Annotated in this window: 18 protein-coding genes, 1 tRNA gene and 1 pseudogene; 7 read left to right on the forward strand and 13 right to left on the reverse strand. The window is 41.1% G+C overall.

Annotated elements, in window-relative coordinates:
• Positions 1-5: 5 nt before the first annotated feature.
• The 4 genes from L1266_RS06895 to L1266_RS06910 are packed head-to-tail and all read right to left on the reverse strand — an operon-like array spanning position 6 to position 3,530.
• Positions 6-467: a response regulator gene (locus L1266_RS06895; RefSeq protein ID WP_054552609.1), complete on the reverse strand. Its 462-nt coding sequence runs from the start codon at positions 465-467 to the stop codon at positions 6-8.
• Positions 467-1,945 (reverse strand): sensor histidine kinase, encoded by a 1,479-nt coding sequence (locus L1266_RS06900; protein WP_235377155.1) that lies wholly within the window; start codon positions 1,943-1,945, stop codon positions 467-469. Before L1266_RS06900 ends, L1266_RS06895 begins: the two co-directional genes overlap by 1 nt.
• A gap of 22 nt (positions 1,946-1,967) precedes the next feature.
• On the reverse strand, positions 1,968-2,177 hold the full coding sequence (locus tag L1266_RS06905) for a histidine kinase (RefSeq protein ID WP_235377156.1): 210 nt from the start codon (positions 2,175-2,177) through the stop codon (positions 1,968-1,970).
• Between the two features lie 12 nt (positions 2,178-2,189).
• Positions 2,190-3,530: a sigma-54-dependent transcriptional regulator gene (locus L1266_RS06910; protein WP_054552612.1), complete on the reverse strand. Its 1,341-nt coding sequence runs from the start codon at positions 3,528-3,530 to the stop codon at positions 2,190-2,192.
• A 216-nt stretch (positions 3,531-3,746) separates the two neighbouring features.
• On the opposite strand from L1266_RS06910, the gene L1266_RS06915 reads away from it, so the two are divergent.
• Both L1266_RS06915 and L1266_RS06920 read left to right on the forward strand, forming a co-directional pair.
• Entirely contained in the window at positions 3,747-4,259 is a 513-nt protein-coding gene (locus L1266_RS06915) for an NUDIX hydrolase (RefSeq protein WP_235377157.1), read from the forward strand.
• Between the two features lie 80 nt (positions 4,260-4,339).
• Positions 4,340-4,873 (forward strand): annotated as a pseudogene (locus tag L1266_RS06920) (cytochrome b).
• Between the two features lie 7 nt (positions 4,874-4,880).
• Here L1266_RS06920 and L1266_RS06925 read toward each other — a convergent pair.
• From L1266_RS06925 to L1266_RS06935, 3 genes are read right to left on the reverse strand one after another with little or no spacing between them, the layout of a single operon-like run.
• Positions 4,881-5,375 (reverse strand): YgjV family protein, encoded by a 495-nt coding sequence (locus L1266_RS06925; protein WP_054552615.1) that lies wholly within the window; start codon positions 5,373-5,375, stop codon positions 4,881-4,883.
• Positions 5,376-5,424: 49 nt separating this feature from the next.
• On the reverse strand, positions 5,425-5,991 hold the full coding sequence (locus tag L1266_RS06930) for a Crp/Fnr family transcriptional regulator (RefSeq protein ID WP_054552616.1): 567 nt from the start codon (positions 5,989-5,991) through the stop codon (positions 5,425-5,427).
• The gene (locus tag L1266_RS06935) at positions 5,988-7,025 is read right to left on the reverse strand and encodes an NAD(P)H-dependent flavin oxidoreductase (protein ID WP_054552617.1); all 1,038 of its coding nucleotides are present in this window, start codon (positions 7,023-7,025) and stop codon (positions 5,988-5,990) included. The genes L1266_RS06930 and L1266_RS06935 overlap by 4 nt, the downstream gene beginning before the upstream one ends.
• Before the next feature lie 165 nt (positions 7,026-7,190).
• On the opposite strand from L1266_RS06935, the gene L1266_RS06940 reads away from it, so the two are divergent.
• On the forward strand, positions 7,191-8,567 hold the full coding sequence (locus L1266_RS06940; protein ID WP_235377158.1) for an NAD-dependent succinate-semialdehyde dehydrogenase: 1,377 nt from the start codon (positions 7,191-7,193) through the stop codon (positions 8,565-8,567).
• 59 nt (positions 8,568-8,626) lie between these two features.
• On the opposite strand, the gene L1266_RS06945 is transcribed toward L1266_RS06940, so the two are convergent.
• Both L1266_RS06945 and L1266_RS06950 read right to left on the reverse strand, forming a co-directional pair.
• Positions 8,627-9,703: an endonuclease/exonuclease/phosphatase family protein gene (locus L1266_RS06945; protein ID WP_235377159.1), complete on the reverse strand. Its 1,077-nt coding sequence runs from the start codon at positions 9,701-9,703 to the stop codon at positions 8,627-8,629.
• A gap of 103 nt (positions 9,704-9,806) precedes the next feature.
• A complete protein-coding gene (locus tag L1266_RS06950; protein ID WP_054552621.1) occupies positions 9,807-10,244 on the reverse strand; it encodes a hypothetical protein in 438 nt (145 codons plus the stop codon).
• Between the two features lie 251 nt (positions 10,245-10,495).
• Between L1266_RS06950 and rhlP the strand changes: the two genes are divergently transcribed.
• The 3 genes from rhlP (at position 10,496) to L1266_RS06965 (ending at position 14,735) form a co-directional block, all read left to right on the forward strand.
• Positions 10,496-11,308 carry a rhombotarget lipoprotein gene (rhlP, locus tag L1266_RS06955; RefSeq protein ID WP_235377160.1) on the forward strand — a complete coding sequence of 271 codons (813 nt, stop codon included), beginning with the start codon at positions 10,496-10,498 and terminating at the stop codon, positions 11,306-11,308.
• Between the two features lie 88 nt (positions 11,309-11,396).
• Entirely contained in the window at positions 11,397-13,454 is a 2,058-nt protein-coding gene (locus tag L1266_RS06960; protein ID WP_235377161.1) for a TonB-dependent receptor, read from the forward strand.
• A gap of 66 nt (positions 13,455-13,520) precedes the next feature.
• Entirely contained in the window at positions 13,521-14,735 is a 1,215-nt protein-coding gene (locus L1266_RS06965) for an MFS transporter (protein WP_235377162.1), read from the forward strand.
• Between the two features lie 14 nt (positions 14,736-14,749).
• Here the strand turns inward: L1266_RS06965 and L1266_RS06970 are convergent, their stop codons facing one another.
• The 4 genes from L1266_RS06970 to L1266_RS06985 all read right to left on the reverse strand — a co-directional run bounded on the left by L1266_RS06970 (position 14,750) and on the right by L1266_RS06985 (position 19,234).
• Positions 14,750-15,160, reverse strand: coding sequence for a GFA family protein (locus L1266_RS06970; protein WP_054552625.1), 411 nt, complete (start codon positions 15,158-15,160; stop codon positions 14,750-14,752).
• A gap of 1 nt (position 15,161) precedes the next feature.
• Positions 15,162-16,175 carry a fatty acid desaturase gene (locus tag L1266_RS06975; protein WP_235377163.1) on the reverse strand — a complete coding sequence of 338 codons (1,014 nt, stop codon included), beginning with the start codon at positions 16,173-16,175 and terminating at the stop codon, positions 15,162-15,164.
• Between the two features lie 47 nt (positions 16,176-16,222).
• Positions 16,223-18,394 (reverse strand): putative bifunctional diguanylate cyclase/phosphodiesterase, encoded by a 2,172-nt coding sequence (locus L1266_RS06980; protein WP_054552627.1) that lies wholly within the window; start codon positions 18,392-18,394, stop codon positions 16,223-16,225.
• Between the two features lie 755 nt (positions 18,395-19,149).
• Positions 19,150-19,234 (reverse strand) — tRNA-Leu (locus L1266_RS06985).
• A 420-nt stretch (positions 19,235-19,654) separates the two neighbouring features.
• Here L1266_RS06985 and L1266_RS06990 point away from each other — a divergent pair.
• Positions 19,655-20,155, forward strand: a complete 501-nt coding sequence (locus L1266_RS06990) for an RDD family protein (protein ID WP_235377164.1) — start codon at positions 19,655-19,657, stop codon at positions 20,153-20,155.
• Positions 20,156-20,164 lie beyond the last annotated feature (9 nt).

Raw genomic sequence — 20,164 nt, forward strand, 5'->3', positions numbered from 1 at the left:
TGGAATTAATCGTTCTGTGGTGTTGGCAGCTCTACAAACTCTACCCAGTATTTCCCTAATGTTTGCATTAACTCGACTAAACCTTCAAAAGTAACTGGCTTAGTAATGTATGATGCAGCCCCTAAGTCGTAGCCTTTAACCATATCTTCTTCTTGTTTTGATGTAGTTAAAATCACCACCGGAATACCCTTCAAGTTAGGGTTAGCTTTGATTGCTTGTAAAGCTTCACGGCCGTCCATACGCGGCATATTCAAATCGAGTAAAATCAAGCCCGGGCGCGGTGAGCTTTCTTTTTCACTAAATTTGCCTTTACGCTCAAGGTATTCAAGCAGTTCTACACCGTCTTCAACAAAAAACAACTCGTTTAATACACGGCTTTCGGCTAATGCATCTTGGGTTAATAAACGATCATCTTCGTCGTCATCAGCCATTAAAATGGTTATTGGTTTAACTTTATTAAGTGGCATTACGCCTCTCCTTGTAGTGTGAAAAGCGATGTTTCCACGGGTAATTTAAGAGTGAAGCTTGCACCCTCACCAACGCGACTACTTGCTGTTATTTCTCCGCCATGACGCTCCACAATACGGCGACAAACCGATAGTCCTATGCCTGTGCCTTTGTATTGCGAACGGCCATGTAACCGCTGGAACGGAACAAATATTTTTTCTAGATATTCTTCTGAAAAGCCAATTCCGTTATCTGAAATTGTAATAACTTCCCACTCTACATCAGTGTGATGAACTTCGCTAAATTCTGAAATTCGCTGATATGCAATATCAATCACAGGCGCAACATTCTCACGTCTAAACTTTACTGCATTCGACAGAATGTTTAAGAACAGCTGTAGCATTTGACTCGGGTCTGCTTGAATATGCGGTAAGGTATCGAGGTTAACCGTGGTCTCAGATTCTTTTATTGCGATTTCAAGATCATCAAGTACCTCTGCAACGACTTCATTCAAATCTGTATCAACAAAGTCCTTACCACGAGTGGTTACGCGTGAGAATTCAAGTAGGTCATTGATTAAATTAGACATACGCTGAGCGGCATTTTTCATACGATTAATGTAATCAACCCCTTTTTCGCCGAGCTCATCTTTAAACATCTTTTCAAGGCGGTCACTGAAGGCTTGAATCTTACGCAGTGGTTCTTGTAAATCATGACTTGCAACAAAGGCAAAGTCTTCAAGCTCTCTATTTGAGCGACTTAACTCATCTGAATAGATGGTTAACTCTTGGGTGCGTTCTGCAACCTTTGCCGCCAAGTTTTCGTTTTGTTTTTCAAGGTCAGCTCGGTACTTAGCTTGATTGCGTAAGTTGATACGAGTTAATACAAACATACCTATTATCAATAAGGTACTGGTCACAGCCGTAATCGCAAATGTTAACTTCGCTTCGTTTCTAATTTGTGAGAGCTTTGCAAACTGCTCTATTTTAAAGTTCAGTTCACGCATTTGAATTTCATCAACTGCAGTGCGAATATCTTTATATAAATCACGACCTTGGTCTGTTAATAACAAGCGACGAGCTTTAACGTCTTTATTTGCAAGGGCCAGATCGGTGGTTTTAGTCATCACCGCGACTTTATCGTTTACTAAATGAATTAAACGAGCAATGCGGTCTGCTTGACCTTCAATTTCAGAATGCAGACTTTTCACAAGCATGATCTGAGCTTGCATTGAAGCGATAGCATCATTGTAAGGCAGTAAATAATCTTCTCGGTCAGTAAGTAAATAACCACGCTGACCTGACTCAGCTTGCACCACAGATAAATGCAAACGCTCAATCGCGGTGTTAAGCGAGTTGGTGTTATCAAGACTACTTTGTGTTTCGGTGAGTGAGCGAATGCTATTAAGGGCTAAAAACGCATTAGCCACCACAATACAAAGCACCACAGCAATAAAGCCAGCCCAACTGACTGCTATTTTTCCTTTTTGTTTTTGCATTTGCTTCCCAGTTTTTAAGTGCTTAATCAACTGCGTGAGTGTCGCTTATTTCCTGTAAGTGCTCACTGCACTGCTGACAATTAGCGATAATTTTATTCAATGCCTCAAGTGCTTTTTGCTTAGGCATATCATTTTCTAATACGAGCTTAACTAACTCTGCATTCATCGAAATACGGTTCAGTGGCGCACGGGCATCGTGCACCATTTTTCGTAAAGACTCGTTATTATTCATAGCTATCCTTTGTTATTTGTATTCGCCAATGCCTCCATAAGCATTTAAACGGTTATAAAGTGTTTTCGTACTGATCCCCAGCATTTGTGCTGCAATCGTCTTATTACCTTGTACTTTATCTAAAGTCGCGTGGATCAATTCTTTTTCAACTTCTTCAATGGTTTGCCCTGCAACAACTTGGTTTGCTTGGCTCTCTTTATTCACTTTAGAAAACGGTGATTCTAACGAATCAGGTAAAGTAATAACGGAGCCTTTAGGGTCACTCATGATAAAGGCACGGTGTATAGCATGGCGAAGTTCACGCACGTTACCAGGCCAATCATGTGCCTCAAGTTCTTTGATTTGCGCTGCTTGCCATTTAAAGTCGGTGCCGTTTTCATCATTAAGCTGCTCTAAAAAAGCATTGGCAAGCAATGGAATATCTTCTTTGCGCTCACGAAGCGGTGGAATATCAATAGGGAATACCGCTAAACGAAAGTAAATGTCTTCACGAATAACATTATTTTGCGCAAGGTCGGTCAAGGTGCGGTTGGTTGCAGAAATAACGCGGCAATTTACCGCTTGCTCTTTGGTTCCACCCACTCGAGTTACTTTTTTACTTTCGAGTACACGTAGTAAGTTTGGCTGCATATCAATGGGCATTTCTGTCACTTCATCTAAAAACAAAGTACCACCAGCAGCTTGCTCAAACACCCCCTCTTTACGTGCAATAGCGCCTGTAAATGCGCCCTTTTCATGGCCGAAAAGTTCGCTACCAATCAGCTCTTTAGAAAATGCACCACAGTTAGTTGCTACTAAAGGGCCATCACACTCAGTGGCGTTGTGAATTGCCTGAGCAACCACTTCTTTACCAGCACCACTTTCACCCATCAACATTACATTGGCAGAAGTTGCTGCAACACGCTCAATCATAGTGTAAAGCTTTTGCATCACCTCAGATTCACCAATTAAGGTGCCAAAGTGGCGCTTTATAGCTGGCGTTGCTTTTTTCTTAGGACTTGCTTTTTTCGGGTTGAGTACCCGTTCTATATCTTCTCGTTGTAGTGGTTTGACTAGGTGACCAACATTAGGCTCACACATTTCAGCCAACTTACCCTTTACTGAAGGGTGCCCTGAAATTAACGTAACACGAGGCGATTGACCGATTGCTTTTAAGTGCTCAAGCAAATGTAGACCGCTGCCATCTGGCAACATAAAATCTAAAAAAACATGGTCAAACGTGTTGTTTTCAAACCATTGCTCAGCTTCAGCAAGGTTCGCTGCGGTATTTATATTGTGCCCGAGGAACTCAACAATGTGACAAACTACATCACTAAACTCACTGTCATCATCAACTAAAAGTACGTTTAACATATTTATTCCATAAGCTTTTTTAATCATTCTACGCTTAGTTCCAATAAAAATAAAATAAAGCGCGTTAGATACTAATTGAATTCATATTACGACCATATTACTGCATTTAGTTCCACTTTAGGGTAAAAAGTGAGAAAAATACTAGAAACGGGTTATTATTGCCTACTCAATATTAAGCTGAGCTGTACTTATATTAAGTTATTAAGTTGTAATCATATGAAGTTATTAAGAAAAGTTATTCACCCAAGTTTAGGAAGCGACTACGGCTCTGTATTTATTCGTAACACTGCTCGCGCCGTCGTATTAAAAGGCGAGCAAGTACTGCTTTTGTACACCGCTCGTTATGATGACTACAGTTTACCGGGTGGCGGGGTTGATAAAGGCGAAAGTATTGAGCAAGGGCTCCTGCGAGAACTTCATGAAGAAACAGGTGCACAACAAATTCAAATAAAGCAGTCACTAGGCTTATACGAAGAAATCAGACCTTGGTACAAAGACGACTTTGACTGTGTTCATATCAAATCTTATTGCTACTTTTGTGAAATAAGCGATGAATTTGCTGACCCAAAAATGGAGCACTACGAAGTGCAAAATGGCATGCAACCTAAGTGGGTGAATATATTTGATGCCATCGCACACAACGAAACCACCATGGCAATGAGTGAAAAACAGGGCTTATCGATTCAGCGCGAGACCTTTTTATTAAAGCTGATTGCTGACACTCTTTAAGTTTTTTACATTACTTTACGCAACCCTCAGCCATTGGGGCAGTCTATACTTATAATTAAAGCCAATTATGAGAGTCAACCATGAGTAAAGTAGCTGCCCTTTCTAAGCCAACCATCCTGTTACATTGGACCGTTGCCATTTTGTTTATCGGCGTATTTGCGATGGGCATTTATGTTGCTGATTTTGCCGAGCCACCCGCTAAATTTACTTATATGGGATGGCATAAATCAATGGGCTTAGTAGTATTAGTTTTTGCCATCGCAAGGCTTATTTGGCGCATAAAAGAAGGCGCATTACCTGCAACATCTGACATGCCTAAATGGCAAACCGTAATTGCTCACCTCACTCATGGCTTATAATTACTTGCGACCCTAGCTATGCCGTTATCTGGATTTATCATGAGCTATGCGGGCGGTCGTGCAATTAGCTTCTTTGAGTTTGAGCTATTGAGCGCACCAGAAAAAACACCTTGGCTTGCAGATGCAGGCAGCTTTGTGCACCACAGTTCTGTGCTCATTATCGTGGTGATTTTAGCCTTACACGTTGCTGCTGCACTTAAACACCAGTTTGTTGACAAAGATGGCATGCTGAGCCGCATGCTAGGTAAGTCTTAAATAAAATTTAAGCGGGCTTAGGGTTAGCATAAAAGCGCCATAAGCCCACTAAATTACTTATTAAAAACACTGTTTCCATTACCACTGCTAGTGGTGAAAACGCTAATAAATTGTGAACTATCCAGCACACAGTGCCGACAATCATCAACAGGCGTAAGGTAAAATCTTTGCCTTGGAATGAAGCATAGGTTTGCATTAACGTTGCTGCCAGTGCGATAAAGCTAACCCAGCTATGCAATGTTAATAGTACTGCGCTAATACTCAAAAGCATAAACGCTATCATCACCCAAGTTTTGCGCGCAAAAATACAATAGCCATAACGTAGTGCTGCAATCAACATTAAGCTTGCAGCACTGAAATTATCAAGCAGCATAAAATGCACTGATGTCAGTAATACTGAGCTAAACAAACAAGCTAAAATAGCTTGTCTTTGTTTAAACTGAAAAGAAGCCAAATCGAGTAATGTGGCAATGGCAACTAAGCACTGAGATAAAATAAACATAACGACTCCTGAAAAATCAGCAGTGTAATGTTCACTGTTTTGCTGCGCCTTAACTTAAGTTAAGACGCCGTCTAATTCGCGATAAAGAAATCGCTGAAATCCCTAAATACATAGCAACATCGTTTAAGCTTAATTGCTCAAGCCAGTGCGGTTTTTGATCTAATAAATATTGATAACGTTGCTCTGGCGTATTGAGTAATAAAAACGCTTCTTTTGCTTCTTTAAACAATAATTGCTGACTAATTAATTGATATTTAATTGCTTGCCAGTCAGTACTATCAAATAAAACCAAAGGCACCTTAATAAGCTCAGCATCACGTATTACTTTGAGTTGATAGAGCGCAGGGGTTTTAGTCAACCAGTTCCCATAAAGCAGTGCAAACTCATCTTGAAAGTAAAACTCTTTACACTTTTGTGTGCCTTGCGATGATGCATGTAATGCACCAAGCACCCCTGATATAATTAAGTAACCCGCATCTTGCTCATCGCCTTGCTGTAATAAAATATCTCCCTTGGCGTATCGCTTAATTGTGCATTGCCCAGCAAGTTTATTACGAAATTTACAAGCTAACTGATGGTAGCTATCACCAAGAGGAAGTAACTGAGCATCGTTCAAGATTGCCAACCTTGCATCAATAATCTAGTTATTTGCTGGGCGTTAATCCCTTCTCTAACAATAAAGCGTTCACCACACCAAAGTGGTGAAAAACCACTATCGCCTTTGACTTCAGCTTTTGCACGTAATGCGGTCATCGCAATCGACGCATACGGAAAAGGCGGCGCTTGCTCTGGCATAGCTCCTAACTCTTGCATGACTCGATTGCTAATACCTCGTGCTGGACGACCAGAGAATAAGGTCGTCAATTCAGTTGAGTCTGGCGCAACTGTTTTTAATACTTCACGATGTAAAGCACTTGTTGTCGCTTCTTCACAAAGTAAGTAAGCGCTCCCCACCTGCACTGCTGCGACACCTAATGCTTGGTATTGGGCGACATCTTCTGCCGTGCAAATTCCACCTGCTGCAATAACAGGTATATCAAGCTCTACACATTCTCGCACTAATTGCGCAGTGGTTGGTTGCAGCGATAAATCCATTGATAAAAAATGGCCGCGGTGGCCGCCAGCTTCAATCCCTTGTGCAATAACCGCATCGGCTCCATTTGTTTGTAACCAACGCGCTTCATCTAACGTTGTTGCTGATGAAAGAACCGTTCCGCCCCACGCTTTTATTTGAGAAACAATCTCTCTACTTGGTAGACCAAAATGAAAGCTTACAACGGCAGGCGCGTAAGGTGCGATAATATCTATTATTTGTTGATTAATTGGCTGGCGCGAAGCATTACGGGTAAATTGTGAGACATCGACAGCAAACTCATCAAAATAAGGTGTAAGCAGATTATGCCAAGCCGTTTGCTGAGCCAGGGTATAGTCGGGTGTTTGATGACAAAAAAAGTTAAGATTGTAAGGCTTATCAGTATGCTGGCTAAGATAATCAAGTTCTGATTTTAGCAGCTCTGCTGAGAGCATAGCGCAAGGTAAAGAGCCAAGCCCTCCAGCTTCACACACAGCGACTGCCAGTTTGGCATTTTGCACACCCGCCATCGGCGCTTGAATAATCGCAAGTTCAGTTTTTAACACAGAATTTGTCATTACATATTCCTTGTAAGTTTTTCAACCTAATGCAGTTTTTACAAAGTTTAAGCTTCTCAAAGGCTAACTGAAAAATAAAAGTCTTCTAAAACAATAAGCTATAAAAGGCAAAAAATAGGTATTAGCTTTGCAGACTAGCTCCTACAACTTTGTAAGGAGATAATGATGACTGATACTGTTACTACAATCAATCCAACTAATGAACAAACGATCAAGACTTATAACTTATTGTCACTGCAACAAGCACAGAGTGAAGTTGACCGATGTCATCAAGCATTTTTAAAATGGCGCACTACATCCCATGAGCACCGCGCAAAATTACTTAATAAACTTGCACAAGTAATTGATTCTAATCAACAAAAATTAGCACAACTAATGACCGATGAAATGGGTAAGATTTACCAACAGGGCCTTCAGGAGGTTGAGCTTTGTGCAGCAATTTGTCGTTATACCGCTGAGCAGGGACCAAAAGTGCTTGGCGATGAAAAGCGAGATATGCAAGACGGACATGCAATTATTAGTTACCAACCAATTGGTGTAATACTTGGTATTCAACCATGGAACTTCCCGCTATATCAAGTCATTCGCTATGCTTGCGCGAATGTTATGGCAGGTAACACCACAGTGCTAAAACATGCTGGTAATGTATTTGGCATGGCCGAAAAGATTGAACAGTTATTTAAACTGGCTGGTTTTGACGATTATTGCTTTAAGAACTTACTTATTGACGGTAAAACCGCAAGCGAACTAATAGATCACTCAGCGATTCGTGGTGTAACCTTTACTGGCAGCGATGGCACAGGCAAAAAAGTCGCAGAGCGAGCAGCTAAACAGGTTAAGAAAACCGTGCTCGAATTAGGCAGTAACGATGCATACATCGTACTTGATGACGCTGATTTAAATACGGCGATTACCGCATGTACGCAAGGTCGTTTGATAAACAACGGACAAACCTGTGTTGCGGCAAAACGCTTTATTGTGGTTGATGCTTTATATGATGATTTTAAAGCTCTAATCAAAGAGCAATTTGAGCAAGTTGTTCTTGGCGATCCGAACGATGAAAAAACCACGCTTGGCCCAATGGCTCGTAAAGATCTGCGCGATCAGCTTCATCAGCAAGTCACTGACTCTGTAAATGCAGGTGCTACTATTATCACGGGCGGTAAAGTTGCTGAACACACCGGCTTTTATTACACCCCGACCTTGCTTGAAAATATCAAACCGGGCATGCCCGCTTATGACGATGAATTATTTGGCCCTGTGGCATCACTTATTCGAGCCAAAGATAACGCTGAGGCAATGCAAATTGCTAATGATTCACGCTATGGTCTTGGCGGCGGTATTTTCTCAAAAGATGAACAAGCAGCCATTGAGCTTGCAAAGCTTCACTTTGACACCGGTATGGTAAATATCAATGGTTATAGTCTTGCGCAACCGAACTTACCATTTGGCGGTGTAAAAGACAGTGGCTATGGCCGTGAACATGGCGGTTTTGGACTACGAGAATTTGTTAATATCAAAACCATTATGGTCAACGACTAATCACTATTAAGGGCTCATTAGAGCCCTTTTTTATATCTGATTGTCCGCCCTGAATAAGGTTATCGTTTTTCAAACATTGGCACTTGTTGCTTCGAGGCTGCTGGCATTTTTAACTCATCCACTGCTTTTTCTTTATCAATCTGCTCTTGTTGTTTTTGGTTGTCAGAATCGGGGTTATAAACAAGCTCTGTAAGAAGTGCAAAATGGTCTGAGCCATACTTTGCCAAACGCTCAATACGCTTAGCACTAAACTCATTACTATGAAAAAGGTGATCAAGTGGCCAGCGCATAAAGAAATAACTGGCATGAAAGGTATTAAAAAAGCCGCGGCCTTTACGTGGGTCTAACAAGCCACTAATACGCATAAACAAACGGGTACTTCGCGACCAAGCAACATCATTTAGATCTCCTGCAACAATACAAGGTCGCAGTCTGTTTTTAAGTGCTTTTGCTAAGATAATTAGTTCAGTATCACGCGGCCGTGAGCTGTCTTCTTCCGTGGGGCTCGGAGGTGCAGGATGAATAAAATGCCCTTGAACTTCTACGCCATCTGCATCTTCAAACAAAATATGGATTGAGGGGATATCGCTTTCTATAAGCTCACAAACTTGCTGTTGTTTAATTTTAAACTTGCTGTACAAGTGCATACCATAACGATTATCTTTTGGGCAGTACACTCGATACGGGTATTCTTGCTCTAAACTGCTCAGTTCATTCTGCCAAGTTTGATCAGACTCTAACGTAATGAGTAAGTCTGGTTGGTGCGTGTTAACTAAAGCAATGAGTTTGTCATATTCGCTGTTCGACATCAGTACATTTGCCGACATAATGCGAATACTGTGCTTATCGGTTTTATTGCTTGAAGCAACTTCTTTATTAGCGAGCCTTGTGTAAGGGTAAATCCAGCCAACTTGTAAAAGCAACACGACGATACTCGCCAGAGCACAACCAATATAAGGCGCGGAGCCCGTGCGACTGATTAAATAGCTTGCAGCAATTAAACTCGCACAAGCAAGGTAAACCACTTGCAAGCGTACAAAGTCACAACTGCGAATTAAATAATGTTGGGAATATGAAAATGGCAATAAGGTAATTATCAGTAAAGCGAATACAACTGCCCCTAAAGTAATTATCATTAACTTCCCTCGTTAAATTTATTATTATCTTACAAGTCTAGCATTTACGTCTGAACAATATATTAAAATTAATAAAAAAGCCGCTAAGCGGCTTTTGACAGGATTAACGATGGCGAGTAACGATTGATAAAATCTCTCGCGTATCGTGTACTAGATGAATAAGGCGGTCATCGATTTCGATGGCAATAATGCCATTTCGGTCGCGACGTTTAATCACTCGCCCATGACGATATATATCACGGTCAAGAATATCACCATGGTGATAACGCTTATACCAACCAGGTGGTAAGCCACCACCATACCCTACTTTTTTGTATAAACCGGGTGGTAAGTCACGGTAGCTGTAATGGTCGTATCTATCGTAACGATCATGTCTGTCATGATGATGGTGATGTTTGTGGTGTTTTTTATGTTTTTTATGCTTTTTACGTTCGTGCTTATGTTCGTATCTATCGTGGTCACGATCATGTTTCGCGTTTGCTTCCATAGGTATCAAACTCAAACCTAAAACAGCAACTGAGATAGTAATTAATTTATTCATAAAAGAGACCCTCAACGTTTGCTCTTGATAAAAAGCCTAACGTTTTAGCCTGAATCATAGATGAAGGGTTACAATTTAAAAACGTAACTGTTTACACATCAATGTATTAGAAAGGCGTTCTTTACATTTCTTTAAACTACTTTGGCACTATTTACGAAAAATCGAGTCTGAGTTACAGTTTCGTTTGAGGCGTTTGTCGTTATATTTGCAACATAAACAAAGGCTTCCTCACAACATAATAAGGATAATTTATGAATGTTCTAAAATGGTGTTTGGTCATTAGTATTACTGCACTAACGGGCTGTAGTGCCATGATGAGCCAATATGGCAATCAAAAAACGCAATCAAGTTCATTGGTTGAGTACCTTTACCCAGACCAACAAGATAGAGCTGCACACCAAGCAACGATTCCAACTTTGAACTTACCAGCCACGGTAGGGATTGCCTTTATTCCTAACAAGTACAATGATGGCTTGCATCATGGTGATGAAATCGCACTGCTAAATAAAGTTAAAAAGCAGTTTATGCAATATGACTACATAGACCGTATTGAAGTGATCCCAAGTACTTATTTAAAAGGCAGCGAGGGATTTACCGCATTAGAACAAGTATCTCGATTATATGATGTGGATATTATGGCGCTTGTTTCATACGACCAAGTGTCGCAAAGCTTAGAAAATAACGCTGCATTTTTATATCTAACGATTGTTGGTTTATATGTGATTCCGGGCAATGAGAACTCAGTACAAACCTTTGTAGATACTGCCGTATTTGACGTGAAAAGCCGAAAAATGCTGTTTCGCGCGCCAGGTATTCATAAAGCAGAGCAACGCAGTACAGCAATTGGCATCGATGAAGTCGCTAAAGAGCAGTCGCTGGCAAGCTTTAATAGCGCTGTTGATGACATGATCACGAATCTCGATGCTGAATTAGCGAAATTTAAAACCCGCGTAAAAGAAGAAAAAGTAGCCAATGTCACACACAGAAATGGCAGTGGCGGCAGTAGCTTATTCTGGTTAGTGGCAGTACTGGCAGGTTTTGCCGTACATCGCCGTAGTGCATAACAGACAAAGTTATTAATCGAGAAAGCTTTTACCCATCCTAAAAAGCAGATACCCTTTGGTTTTTGTTGTACCTAACCAAAGGGTTTTCATGAAGTTGTCGATACTTTCAGTGCTTGTGGGCACCTCATTATTTAACCAACAAGCCATTGCAAATAATGAACTAGAACATATTACAACGACCGCATCACGCAGCGAAGTATTGGCAGATCCATTGCCTGTAGTGGTCAGCAGTATTTCACAGAAGCAACTGGCGCTTATCGCTCCAACTCACATTGAACAAGCCCTTAAACAGGTTGCTGGTGCTAATCTTCAACACGGTAACGGCCAAGAGTATTTACCCGCTTTACGTTCGCCTGTACTTTCTGGCGCAGGTGCATGCGGTGGCTTACTTACTGCCGAAGACGGTATTCCACTTCGCGCAGCTGGTTTTTGCAACATCAATGAATTATTCGAAGCCCACACTGAAATGGCTGAACGCATCGAAGTACTGAAAGGCCCGGGTTCTGCACTTTATGGTTCAAACGCTGTACATGGTGTAGTCAACGTGATCACCCCAGATACAACCTATAACCACAACCAACTTGGTTTTGATTACGGCTCGTTTGGCTACACCCGCTACAAACTAGGTGCGGGTCGTGATTTTGGCCAACAAGGTTTAGGTATTAATGCCACTATTACTCGAGATACGGGTTATCGTGATGACGAAAGTGTTGACCAAGAAAAGCTCTCGCTACGTCACCGTTTTGATGGCGAAAAACTAAGTGTAAGTACAGGCCTGACTTACACCCATTTAGATCAACAAACAGCTGGCTACATAGAGGGCTTTGAAAGCTACAAGGATAAGCAAATAGCTCAGTCTAATTTTGATCCTGATGCATTTCGTAAAGCCCGCTCTTTGCGTGTTTGGTCAAAGCTAAATTGGACACAAGATGAGGCTAACAGCTTTACCCTAACGCCTTATATCCGCGACCAAGACATGACCTTCTTTAAGCATTTTTTACCGGGTACTCCCCTTGAAGAAAATGCTCAGCAAGGTGTTGGCCTACAATCAAGCTGGCAGCACAAGTTAACCGGCTCTAGCCTGTTAACTGTTGGTTTTGATGGTGAGCTTACAGATGCTGACTTTTTACAATATCAAGACAGTCCCACTCAAGGCTCAGCATTTTTAGTCGCCACCGTGCCTCAAGGCAAACATTATGATTATCAAGTAACAAGCACCCTATTAGCACCGTTTGTGAACCTTGATTGGCAACTTGATGAGTTACTTATCAGCCTGGGTGGTCGATACGAGCGTATGCGTTATGACTACGACAACCATATGTTGGCTGGCCGCACAAAAGAAGATGGTACAGCATGCGCCATGGGTGGGTGTCGCTATTCTCGACCAGAAAGCGGCGAAAATCGCTTTACTAACTTTTCACCTAAGCTTGGTTTAAGCTATCAATATGCTGAAAACCAGTTTATCTACGCCAATGCTTCAGAAGGTTATCGAGCACCGCAAGCGGCAGAGCTTTATCAGTTGCAACGCGAACAAAATGTCGCAGATCTTAAATCTGAAACAGCTAAAAACCTAGAGCTTGGTTTAAAAGGTCAACAAGCACAGCTGCATTATGTAGTTAGCATTTATGCAATGAATAAAAAGAATACCATTTTCCGCGACAGTGATTTTTATTACGTCAATGATGGCCAAACTCAGCATCGTGGTGTTGAGCTTGAGTTAGCTTATGCCATTACGCCAAGTCTATCGATGCAGTTAGCCGCAAGCCACGCCAAACATACATACAGTTATGACCAAGTACTCAGCGGGATTAACATCAATGGTAATCTTATTGATACTGCTCCACGTAACATCGCAAACTTACAGCTACTTTGGCAAGCAAACGACATGACACGTGTTGGTCTTGAGCTACATACCACCAGCAGCTACTTTACTGATCCTGAAAACCAGCATAGTTACCAAGGCCACTCATTAGTAAATTTACGAGCGGCGTGGCAGCTAACAGCTAACCTTAGTGTGACGGCACGAATAAACAATTTAACCGACGAGCGTTACGCAGAGCGTGCTGACTACACTACATTTAGTGGCGACCGATACTTTCCGGGTAGACCGCGCAATGCCATGTTATCAGCAAGTTATCAGTTTTAAATAACCGCATTTTTTGGTGAGCTACCTCATAGTTCACCCACGCTGTTTCGTGTTTTGGTATGATAAATGTACCTCTTGCTATTACTTCTAAACAGCGTGACATCTTCTCAAAATCTAATTCGTAACCTTCTTTTAGTGCTGGGCATTTTTCTTATTGCAGCCAGCTTACGAGCCCCGATCACTGGCATTGCACCGGTACTTGAACAGATCATTGAACAGTTTCAGTTAAATGCATCGCAAGCCGGCATGTTGACGACTTTACCTTTAATCGCGTTTGCCATTGCCTCACCTATGGCGGCAAGTCTTGCTAAAAAGTGTGGCCTTGAAATATCACTGTTTATTGCCCTTGTACTCATAGGTATAGGGGTTGTCTCTCGGGTTATTGATTCTGCCACCGTGCTATTTATTGGCACCGCTGTAATTGGTGTCGGTATCGCGATTGGTAATGTGTTATTACCAAGCCTAATAAAGCGTGACTTTCCACACAAAGTGGCAGTAATGACGTCGAGTTATGTTTTGGCGATGGGCATATTTGGTGGCAGCTATTCAGCACTCATCATTCCGCTCGCTGAATACAAAGAAATTGGCTGGCAATTGGCGCTTGCCAGTTATGCTTTACTGGTTGTGCTGGCTATTATGGTGTGGTTACCACAACTTAAGCAACATACCATGCCAAAACAGGCATATGTGTCAAACAATACACAAAACAAAATTTGGCACTCTGCACTGGCTTGGCAAATCACCTTATTGCTCGGCTTTAACTCCTTTTTCACTTATATCATGCTTGGTTGGCTACCCAGCATTTTAATAGAAGGTGGCCATAGTGCGCAGCACGCGGGCGCTTTGCAAGGCGCCTTTCAAGTTGCCTCTGCGCTACCAGGTATTGTGCTTATTCCTCTGCTTGCCAAATTAAAAGATCAACGCATCTTAACGCTAAGCTTAGCGTTACTTGGCGCGCTTTGTTCTGCTGGATTATTAGTTGCGCCTAGTTTTGCGATGCTTTGGTCAGTCACCTTAGGTTTTTGCTCAGGTGCCTGTTTTATCTTGGGCTTATCATTTGTAAGCCTACGTACTCATGACTCAATGCAAGCCGCTGCGTTATCGGGTATGGCGCAATGTATCGGGTATTTATTGGCTGCCACAGGCCCTATTATTGCGGGCGCCTTACATAGTTATTTCAACAACTGGGCGGGAGCACTTTGGCTGTGTATGGCATCTAGCCTATTGTGTGCTTTATTTGGTTACTTAAGTGGCCGAAATATCACCATCGGCCAGCAATAAATATGAAACCACAGCTATTTAGGGGCGGTTTCAAAGGCACTCATATTACTAAGGTTATCGAGCCAAGGTTTATGTGAGCGATACCAAATATGCGCTTTAGGGATGAGCTCATCAGCTTGCTCTACGGCGCCAATACGTAAGCCATAAATACGTTCACCTGCACCGACAGAAGTCGCGTACAAAGCTGTACCACAATTACCACAAAACCCTTGCGCACGCTGGTTGCCACTTTCAGCTATTTTTATATATTCTTTTGGCTTAGCACCTGTAAAGGTAACTCCATCTGGCACAGACACCACAACCGTACGAAAAGGCGCACCTGAGATAATTTGGCAATCAGTGCAGTGACAGTTTATCACTTTATTTTCATCAACGTTTGCATGGTAAGTTACCTCACCACAATGACAACGACCGGTAACCTTCATATTAAACTCCTTGTTGAGATGACTGCTCTTTTACAGGGTAATGATTAGCGTGTTTCAAGCTTTGTAAATCATTAAACCGTACCCCATGCTGGGCCATAATAGGATGTATTTTTTTGCTGATCAATTGCCTAATGTAAAAGGGCTGATTCGGCACAAAATGATGGATTGTGTGGGTGCGGCCAAAATCAAAACAGAATAGCTGAAACGGTAAAAACCAACGGCTGGTGATCACATGCGTTTGCTCAAGTAAATTATTTACACCGCCATAATAATGCATTGAAGATGTCACTAAGTTAAGAGAACTCGAACGAATAATATTAGGCACGATAAGTACCACCATTAAAAACTCTGCCATCGCCAATAACTCAGCTCCCCACGGCGGCAATGTAAATGGCTGTACGAACTGCACTGCATAATAAGCAATTACCCCGTAAAGAATCGCAAAATACGCAGTAGCAATCGGAAAGCCCGCATTAAATACACGGAAGAACTTAAAACCACTAATTTCTTTTTTAAATCGCTTGGTATTGATTAACAAACCTAGCAAGCCATCAGTAATGACCAAAGCTCTCAACAAGGGCGACTTAATACCATTGCCTACTAAACGCTCTTCTAAATCTTGTGAGGTGCCGGATACTTTATGGTGATGTAAATGAATCTTTCTGCGATACCAAGGGTTCACCGTATTAGGCCGCATAAGCCACACGGTTAACATCATAAAGTTATGTATAAAAGGACGATTACTAAAATACTGCTTATGGATAAGGTCATGCTCAAGCTCATGCGATATTGAAGTAATAAAGGCAGCCAGAATGATGCAAAGCCACGAGGGAATAACCGCTAAGTAATAAAGTGTCGCAACACCGAATAGTGAACACAACGACACCAGCAGAATTACCATCGCAATTTTATTTTGTTGGTTAAGTATAGGGTAACGCGCTCTTAACGACTGCTCTTCGGCCTTAATGGCTGTAGCAATCGCCTTGATGTTTTGCTTTGCGGTTAATTTTGACATAGTAAGCTTTTGCTAACTGCTTGATACCAAAATCATACCGTAATTATCTACTGCTCTCGAGAAAATTGCGTTAAAAATGGTATTACATCATTTGCTGGTAATGGCTTAGAAAAGTAATAGCCTTGGATATAATCGCAGCCTGCTTCGGTAAGCACCGCCAATTGCTCGCGCTCTTCAACCCCTTCAGCAACGACCTTAATACCCAATACTCGACTCATTTGGATAATCGATTTAACCAGTGCTTCGTCACCTAAATCAACATGAACTTCATCTATGAAAGACTTATCAAGCTTGAGTACATCAACAGGGAAACGGCGTAAATAGCTAAGAGATGAATAACCGGTACCAAAATCATCCAATGAAATTAAGCAACCCGCCTCTTTTAATTGAGTAAGCACATCGAGATGGTTAGTATTTTCAGGAGCTAAAACACTTTCAGTTAATTCAAAAGAGATTTGTGACGGCTTAACCCCTTGGTTGTTAATAATTTCAAGCCATGCATTACGCTCAGGATTAAACTCAGTAAACTCAAATAAAGACCGATTTACGTTAAAAACAACATCGTTATAACCTTGCAGCTCTAACGCTTTTATTTGCTGACAAGTTTTAACCAACACCAGCTCACCAAGTGGAATAATCACTCGAGACTCTTCTGCTAACGGAATAAACTCCGCAGGTGATACCCATTGCCCTTGATTATTCCAACGCACTAAACTCTCGAATTTAGCAACCGTGTTATTTTCTATATCGATAATAGGTTGAAAATAAACTTCAATTTCGTCGTTTTTCACTGCCAAAGTTAGCTGATCTATAAGCAAGTTTTGTGTTTTTATTTTGTTATCCATTTCAGTGCAGAAAAATAAATACTCCGTACCAGCTTGCTTTGCATTGAGAGTTGCAAGCTCAGCTTGTCTTATCAAGCGGCGTGCTATTTTTTCGATTTTATGTTCAGAGGATGAAATATAACGTTGCTCAAAACAGCTGATCCCAAGAGTTACATATACTTGCTGGCTAATACCACCAATTGAAAAAGGCTCAACCAACAATGCTGTAATTTGCTTACAAACATGTTCTAGCTCACTAATATGTTGATAGGTTTGTAAAATAGCAAAGCTATCACCATCTATTCGTGAAAAGGCTGATTCTTTAAAACAGCTTTCAAGTCGCTCAGCTAGTTTACATAAGACTTTGTCACCAAATGTTAGGCCATATACCGTATTAATATTCTGAAATTTATCAACATCAAAATAAATTACTGCCAAGTTTGTATCTACTTCATCTTGATATGCAAGAGACGAAATTAAAGTACACAAGTACTCTTTAAAGTAAAAACGATTAGTTAACCCTGTAAGTTGGTCGTGGTTAGCGTGAAAATAAATTTTTCGCTCAGCTTCTTTTTTCTCGGTAATATCTAAAATAAACGCCACATAGCAATCCTCAGCATTATTTTGCATTTTGGTTATTGATAAAAATTGCGTATATAACTTACCTTGCTTAGTTTTATTGGTAATTTCACCAGACCATTTGCCCTCAGTATTAATCTGGTGCCACATAGCTTTATAAAAATGTGGATCATACTGGTTTGAACTTAAAATTTTAGGGTTTTCCCCTAAGACTTCGTCCAGCGAATAGCCCGTCATTTTAGTGAAGGCAGTATTTGCATAGGTAATTTCTACATTGTGGTCGCAGATAAAAATAGCTTCGTGGCTTTGTTCTATTAACTGATTAGAAAAATCTAGCTTAGCAATGAAACGGTCTTTTTCAATTTCACGCTGGATTAAACCTGTAAATAACGAAAAGAAAGATTCGATTGATAACGCATCACTTATTTCATGCTGAAAAAGCGCTACCAGAATGGTATTTGTCTTGCCAGAAATGCTTTGTAATGGCACACCCACATAAGCTTCAATATCCATATCAACAAGCAATTGATCATTAGGGAATAGCTGCTGAACACCTGAGTTGTAACTTGAAACACTGCCACAGCTGACATCATTGCATGGTGTACAGCGAATATCGTAGCTGATGTTTTCAACTATTTCGTCATGCGCAACTAAAGCAATGGTTGTCGCATATAAAGTTGACTCATCGACTTGAGCCAAAAAAACATGCGAAGCACCCAGCACTTCTGATAAAGATAGGCATATTGCATTATAAAAGTTCTCACTTTTAAGATTTGAAATACTTTCAACAATACGCTTTAAATCGTATGTACCCATGTTATGCCACCCAACCGTTTTTTCCGCTAAGAGTCTGACTTAACCTGAACTAAAGACGGTAAATTCTATTATATTAAGCACTTAAACACCATGGTACTCTAGTCGAAAGCGATTAACTTTCAAACAAATAAGCATACATTTTTCATGGTTATTTCAAAAGTAAGCATAGTTTGAAGTTTACAGGTTATAAATAGAACAAAAGTTATTTTAATCTGGGGTGAATTAGTACTTAGATTTGAGTTATAGGTGTTAGGCTCTGGGTGCTAGGCAAAATACCCCCTTGGGGCTGAGGGTGGTTTCAAAACCCAACAACCGCACCGCTCGGCTAAAAACTGACAGCTGATGGCTAGTAGCTTTTTCAGACATAAAAAAAACCCTAACCAATTGGCTAGGGTTAAAAAGTGGTACCAGTAGGCGGACTATTACTTGCTTCAGTGCCATGCCTCGCGTGGCGATCAAGTCCGCTAACTACTTTTTTCAGGCATAAAAAAACCCTAACCATTTGGCTAGGGTTCAAAAGTGGTACCAGTAGGCGGACTATTACTTGCTTCAGTGCCACGTCCCGCGTGGCGCTCAAGTCCGGTGACTACTTTTTCAGACATAAAAAAACCCTAACCATTTGGCTAGGGTTAAAAAGTGGTACCAGTAGGCGGACTTTTACTTGCTTCAGTGCCACGCCTCGCGTGGCGCTCAAGTCCGCTAACTACTTTTTTCAGGCATAAAAAAACCCTAACCAATTGGCTAGGGTTAAAAAGTGGTACCAGTAGGCGGACTTGAACCGCCACGCCCGAAGGCAACGGATTTTGAATCCGTCATGTCTACCAATTCCATCATACTGGCTTCATTTTTCTTTAACCTTCTAAACACGAGAAGATAAAGAAAAACCACTTTAGAGCGAAAGCTTTTTTTACTGCTTTTGTCTCTATGCCAAGCATTATACAAAGAATGGGTAAGGCAGCAAGCGTTTTGTGCGGCGTCACTGATCAACCGAACAATAATTAAACAAGTTGTTAACTTTAGAGTTTGTCAGTGCCCACTACCCTACTAGTTTTATAGGTATTGAAATTTTAAAGCTTGGATGATTAAAGGTATGGTGGGTTTTGCTTTAATAAATAGTGATGTTCGCATACTCATTTTGATTGTGTATTTAAGGTTAGCAAAGCCAGTTCAGTTCCCAGCATACTAAACAGCCGTTAAGTATTTCTTGTTTGCGAAGGACTTTGCTAAACTACTGCGCAATTTAATTGGATGAGATTGTTTATGTCAGCTGAGTTTCCACGTGCCGGTTTCTGGCGCCGCTTTGCCTCTTTAATTTACGATACCTTGGTTATCATTGCCTTTGCGATGCTGACAACAGTACTCTATTTATTAGCTATTCAAGGGCTTATTTCTTTAGAGTTACTTAGCATTGGTGACGCCGAAGATGTCTCTGCTTTCATTCAAAATTCACCCTTACTATACGGTATCCGTAGCGCATTATTAGTAATAGTGAGTATCAGTTTCTTTAGTTACTTTTGGACTAAAAGCGGTCAAACAATTGGTATGCGCGCGTGGCGTTTGAAGGTGCAAACCCTCGATGGCCATTTAATTAGCTGGCACCAAGGTGCAATCAGAGCAATTACTGCGTTATTAGGTTTAGGTAATTTAGTGGTGTTGATCGATTTTAAAAATAAACGCGCATTGCAAGATTACATTGCAAAAACTGAAGTGATCACTTTAACTAAAGAAGAAAACAAACGTATTTATCGCTCACTTGATTAAAGGCAAATC

This window comes from Pseudoalteromonas sp. Cn5-37 (assembly GCF_021532495.1).
GTDB lineage: Bacteria > Pseudomonadota > Gammaproteobacteria > Enterobacterales > Alteromonadaceae > Pseudoalteromonas > Pseudoalteromonas simplex.

Coding starts and splice junctions, on each gene's coding strand:
- L1266_RS06895 (WP_054552609.1), bottom strand. CDS start 467: ATGCCACTTAATAAAGTTAAACCAATAACCATTTTAATGGCTGATGAC.
- L1266_RS06900 (WP_235377155.1), bottom strand. CDS start 1,945: ATGCAAAAACAAAAAGGAAAAATAGCAGTCAGTTGGGCTGGCTTTATT.
- L1266_RS06905 (WP_235377156.1), bottom strand. CDS start 2,177: ATGAATAATAACGAGTCTTTACGAAAAATGGTGCACGATGCCCGTGCG.
- L1266_RS06910 (WP_054552612.1), bottom strand. CDS start 3,530: ATGTTAAACGTACTTTTAGTTGATGATGACAGTGAGTTTAGTGATGTA.
- L1266_RS06915 (WP_235377157.1), top strand. CDS start 3,747: ATGAAGTTATTAAGAAAAGTTATTCACCCAAGTTTAGGAAGCGACTAC.
- L1266_RS06925 (WP_054552615.1), bottom strand. CDS start 5,375: ATGTTTATTTTATCTCAGTGCTTAGTTGCCATTGCCACATTACTCGAT.
- L1266_RS06935 (WP_054552617.1), bottom strand. CDS start 7,025: ATGACAAATTCTGTGTTAAAAACTGAACTTGCGATTATTCAAGCGCCG.
- L1266_RS06940 (WP_235377158.1), top strand. CDS start 7,191: ATGACTGATACTGTTACTACAATCAATCCAACTAATGAACAAACGATC.
- L1266_RS06945 (WP_235377159.1), bottom strand. CDS start 9,703: ATGATAATTACTTTAGGGGCAGTTGTATTCGCTTTACTGATAATTACC.
- L1266_RS06950 (WP_054552621.1), bottom strand. CDS start 10,244: ATGAATAAATTAATTACTATCTCAGTTGCTGTTTTAGGTTTGAGTTTG.
- rhlP (WP_235377160.1), top strand. CDS start 10,496: ATGAATGTTCTAAAATGGTGTTTGGTCATTAGTATTACTGCACTAACG.
- L1266_RS06960 (WP_235377161.1), top strand. CDS start 11,397: ATGAAGTTGTCGATACTTTCAGTGCTTGTGGGCACCTCATTATTTAAC.
- L1266_RS06965 (WP_235377162.1), top strand. CDS start 13,521: ATGTACCTCTTGCTATTACTTCTAAACAGCGTGACATCTTCTCAAAAT.
- L1266_RS06970 (WP_054552625.1), bottom strand. CDS start 15,160: ATGAAGGTTACCGGTCGTTGTCATTGTGGTGAGGTAACTTACCATGCA.
- L1266_RS06975 (WP_235377163.1), bottom strand. CDS start 16,175: ATGTCAAAATTAACCGCAAAGCAAAACATCAAGGCGATTGCTACAGCC.
- L1266_RS06980 (WP_054552627.1), bottom strand. CDS start 18,394: ATGGGTACATACGATTTAAAGCGTATTGTTGAAAGTATTTCAAATCTT.
- L1266_RS06990 (WP_235377164.1), top strand. CDS start 19,655: ATGTCAGCTGAGTTTCCACGTGCCGGTTTCTGGCGCCGCTTTGCCTCT.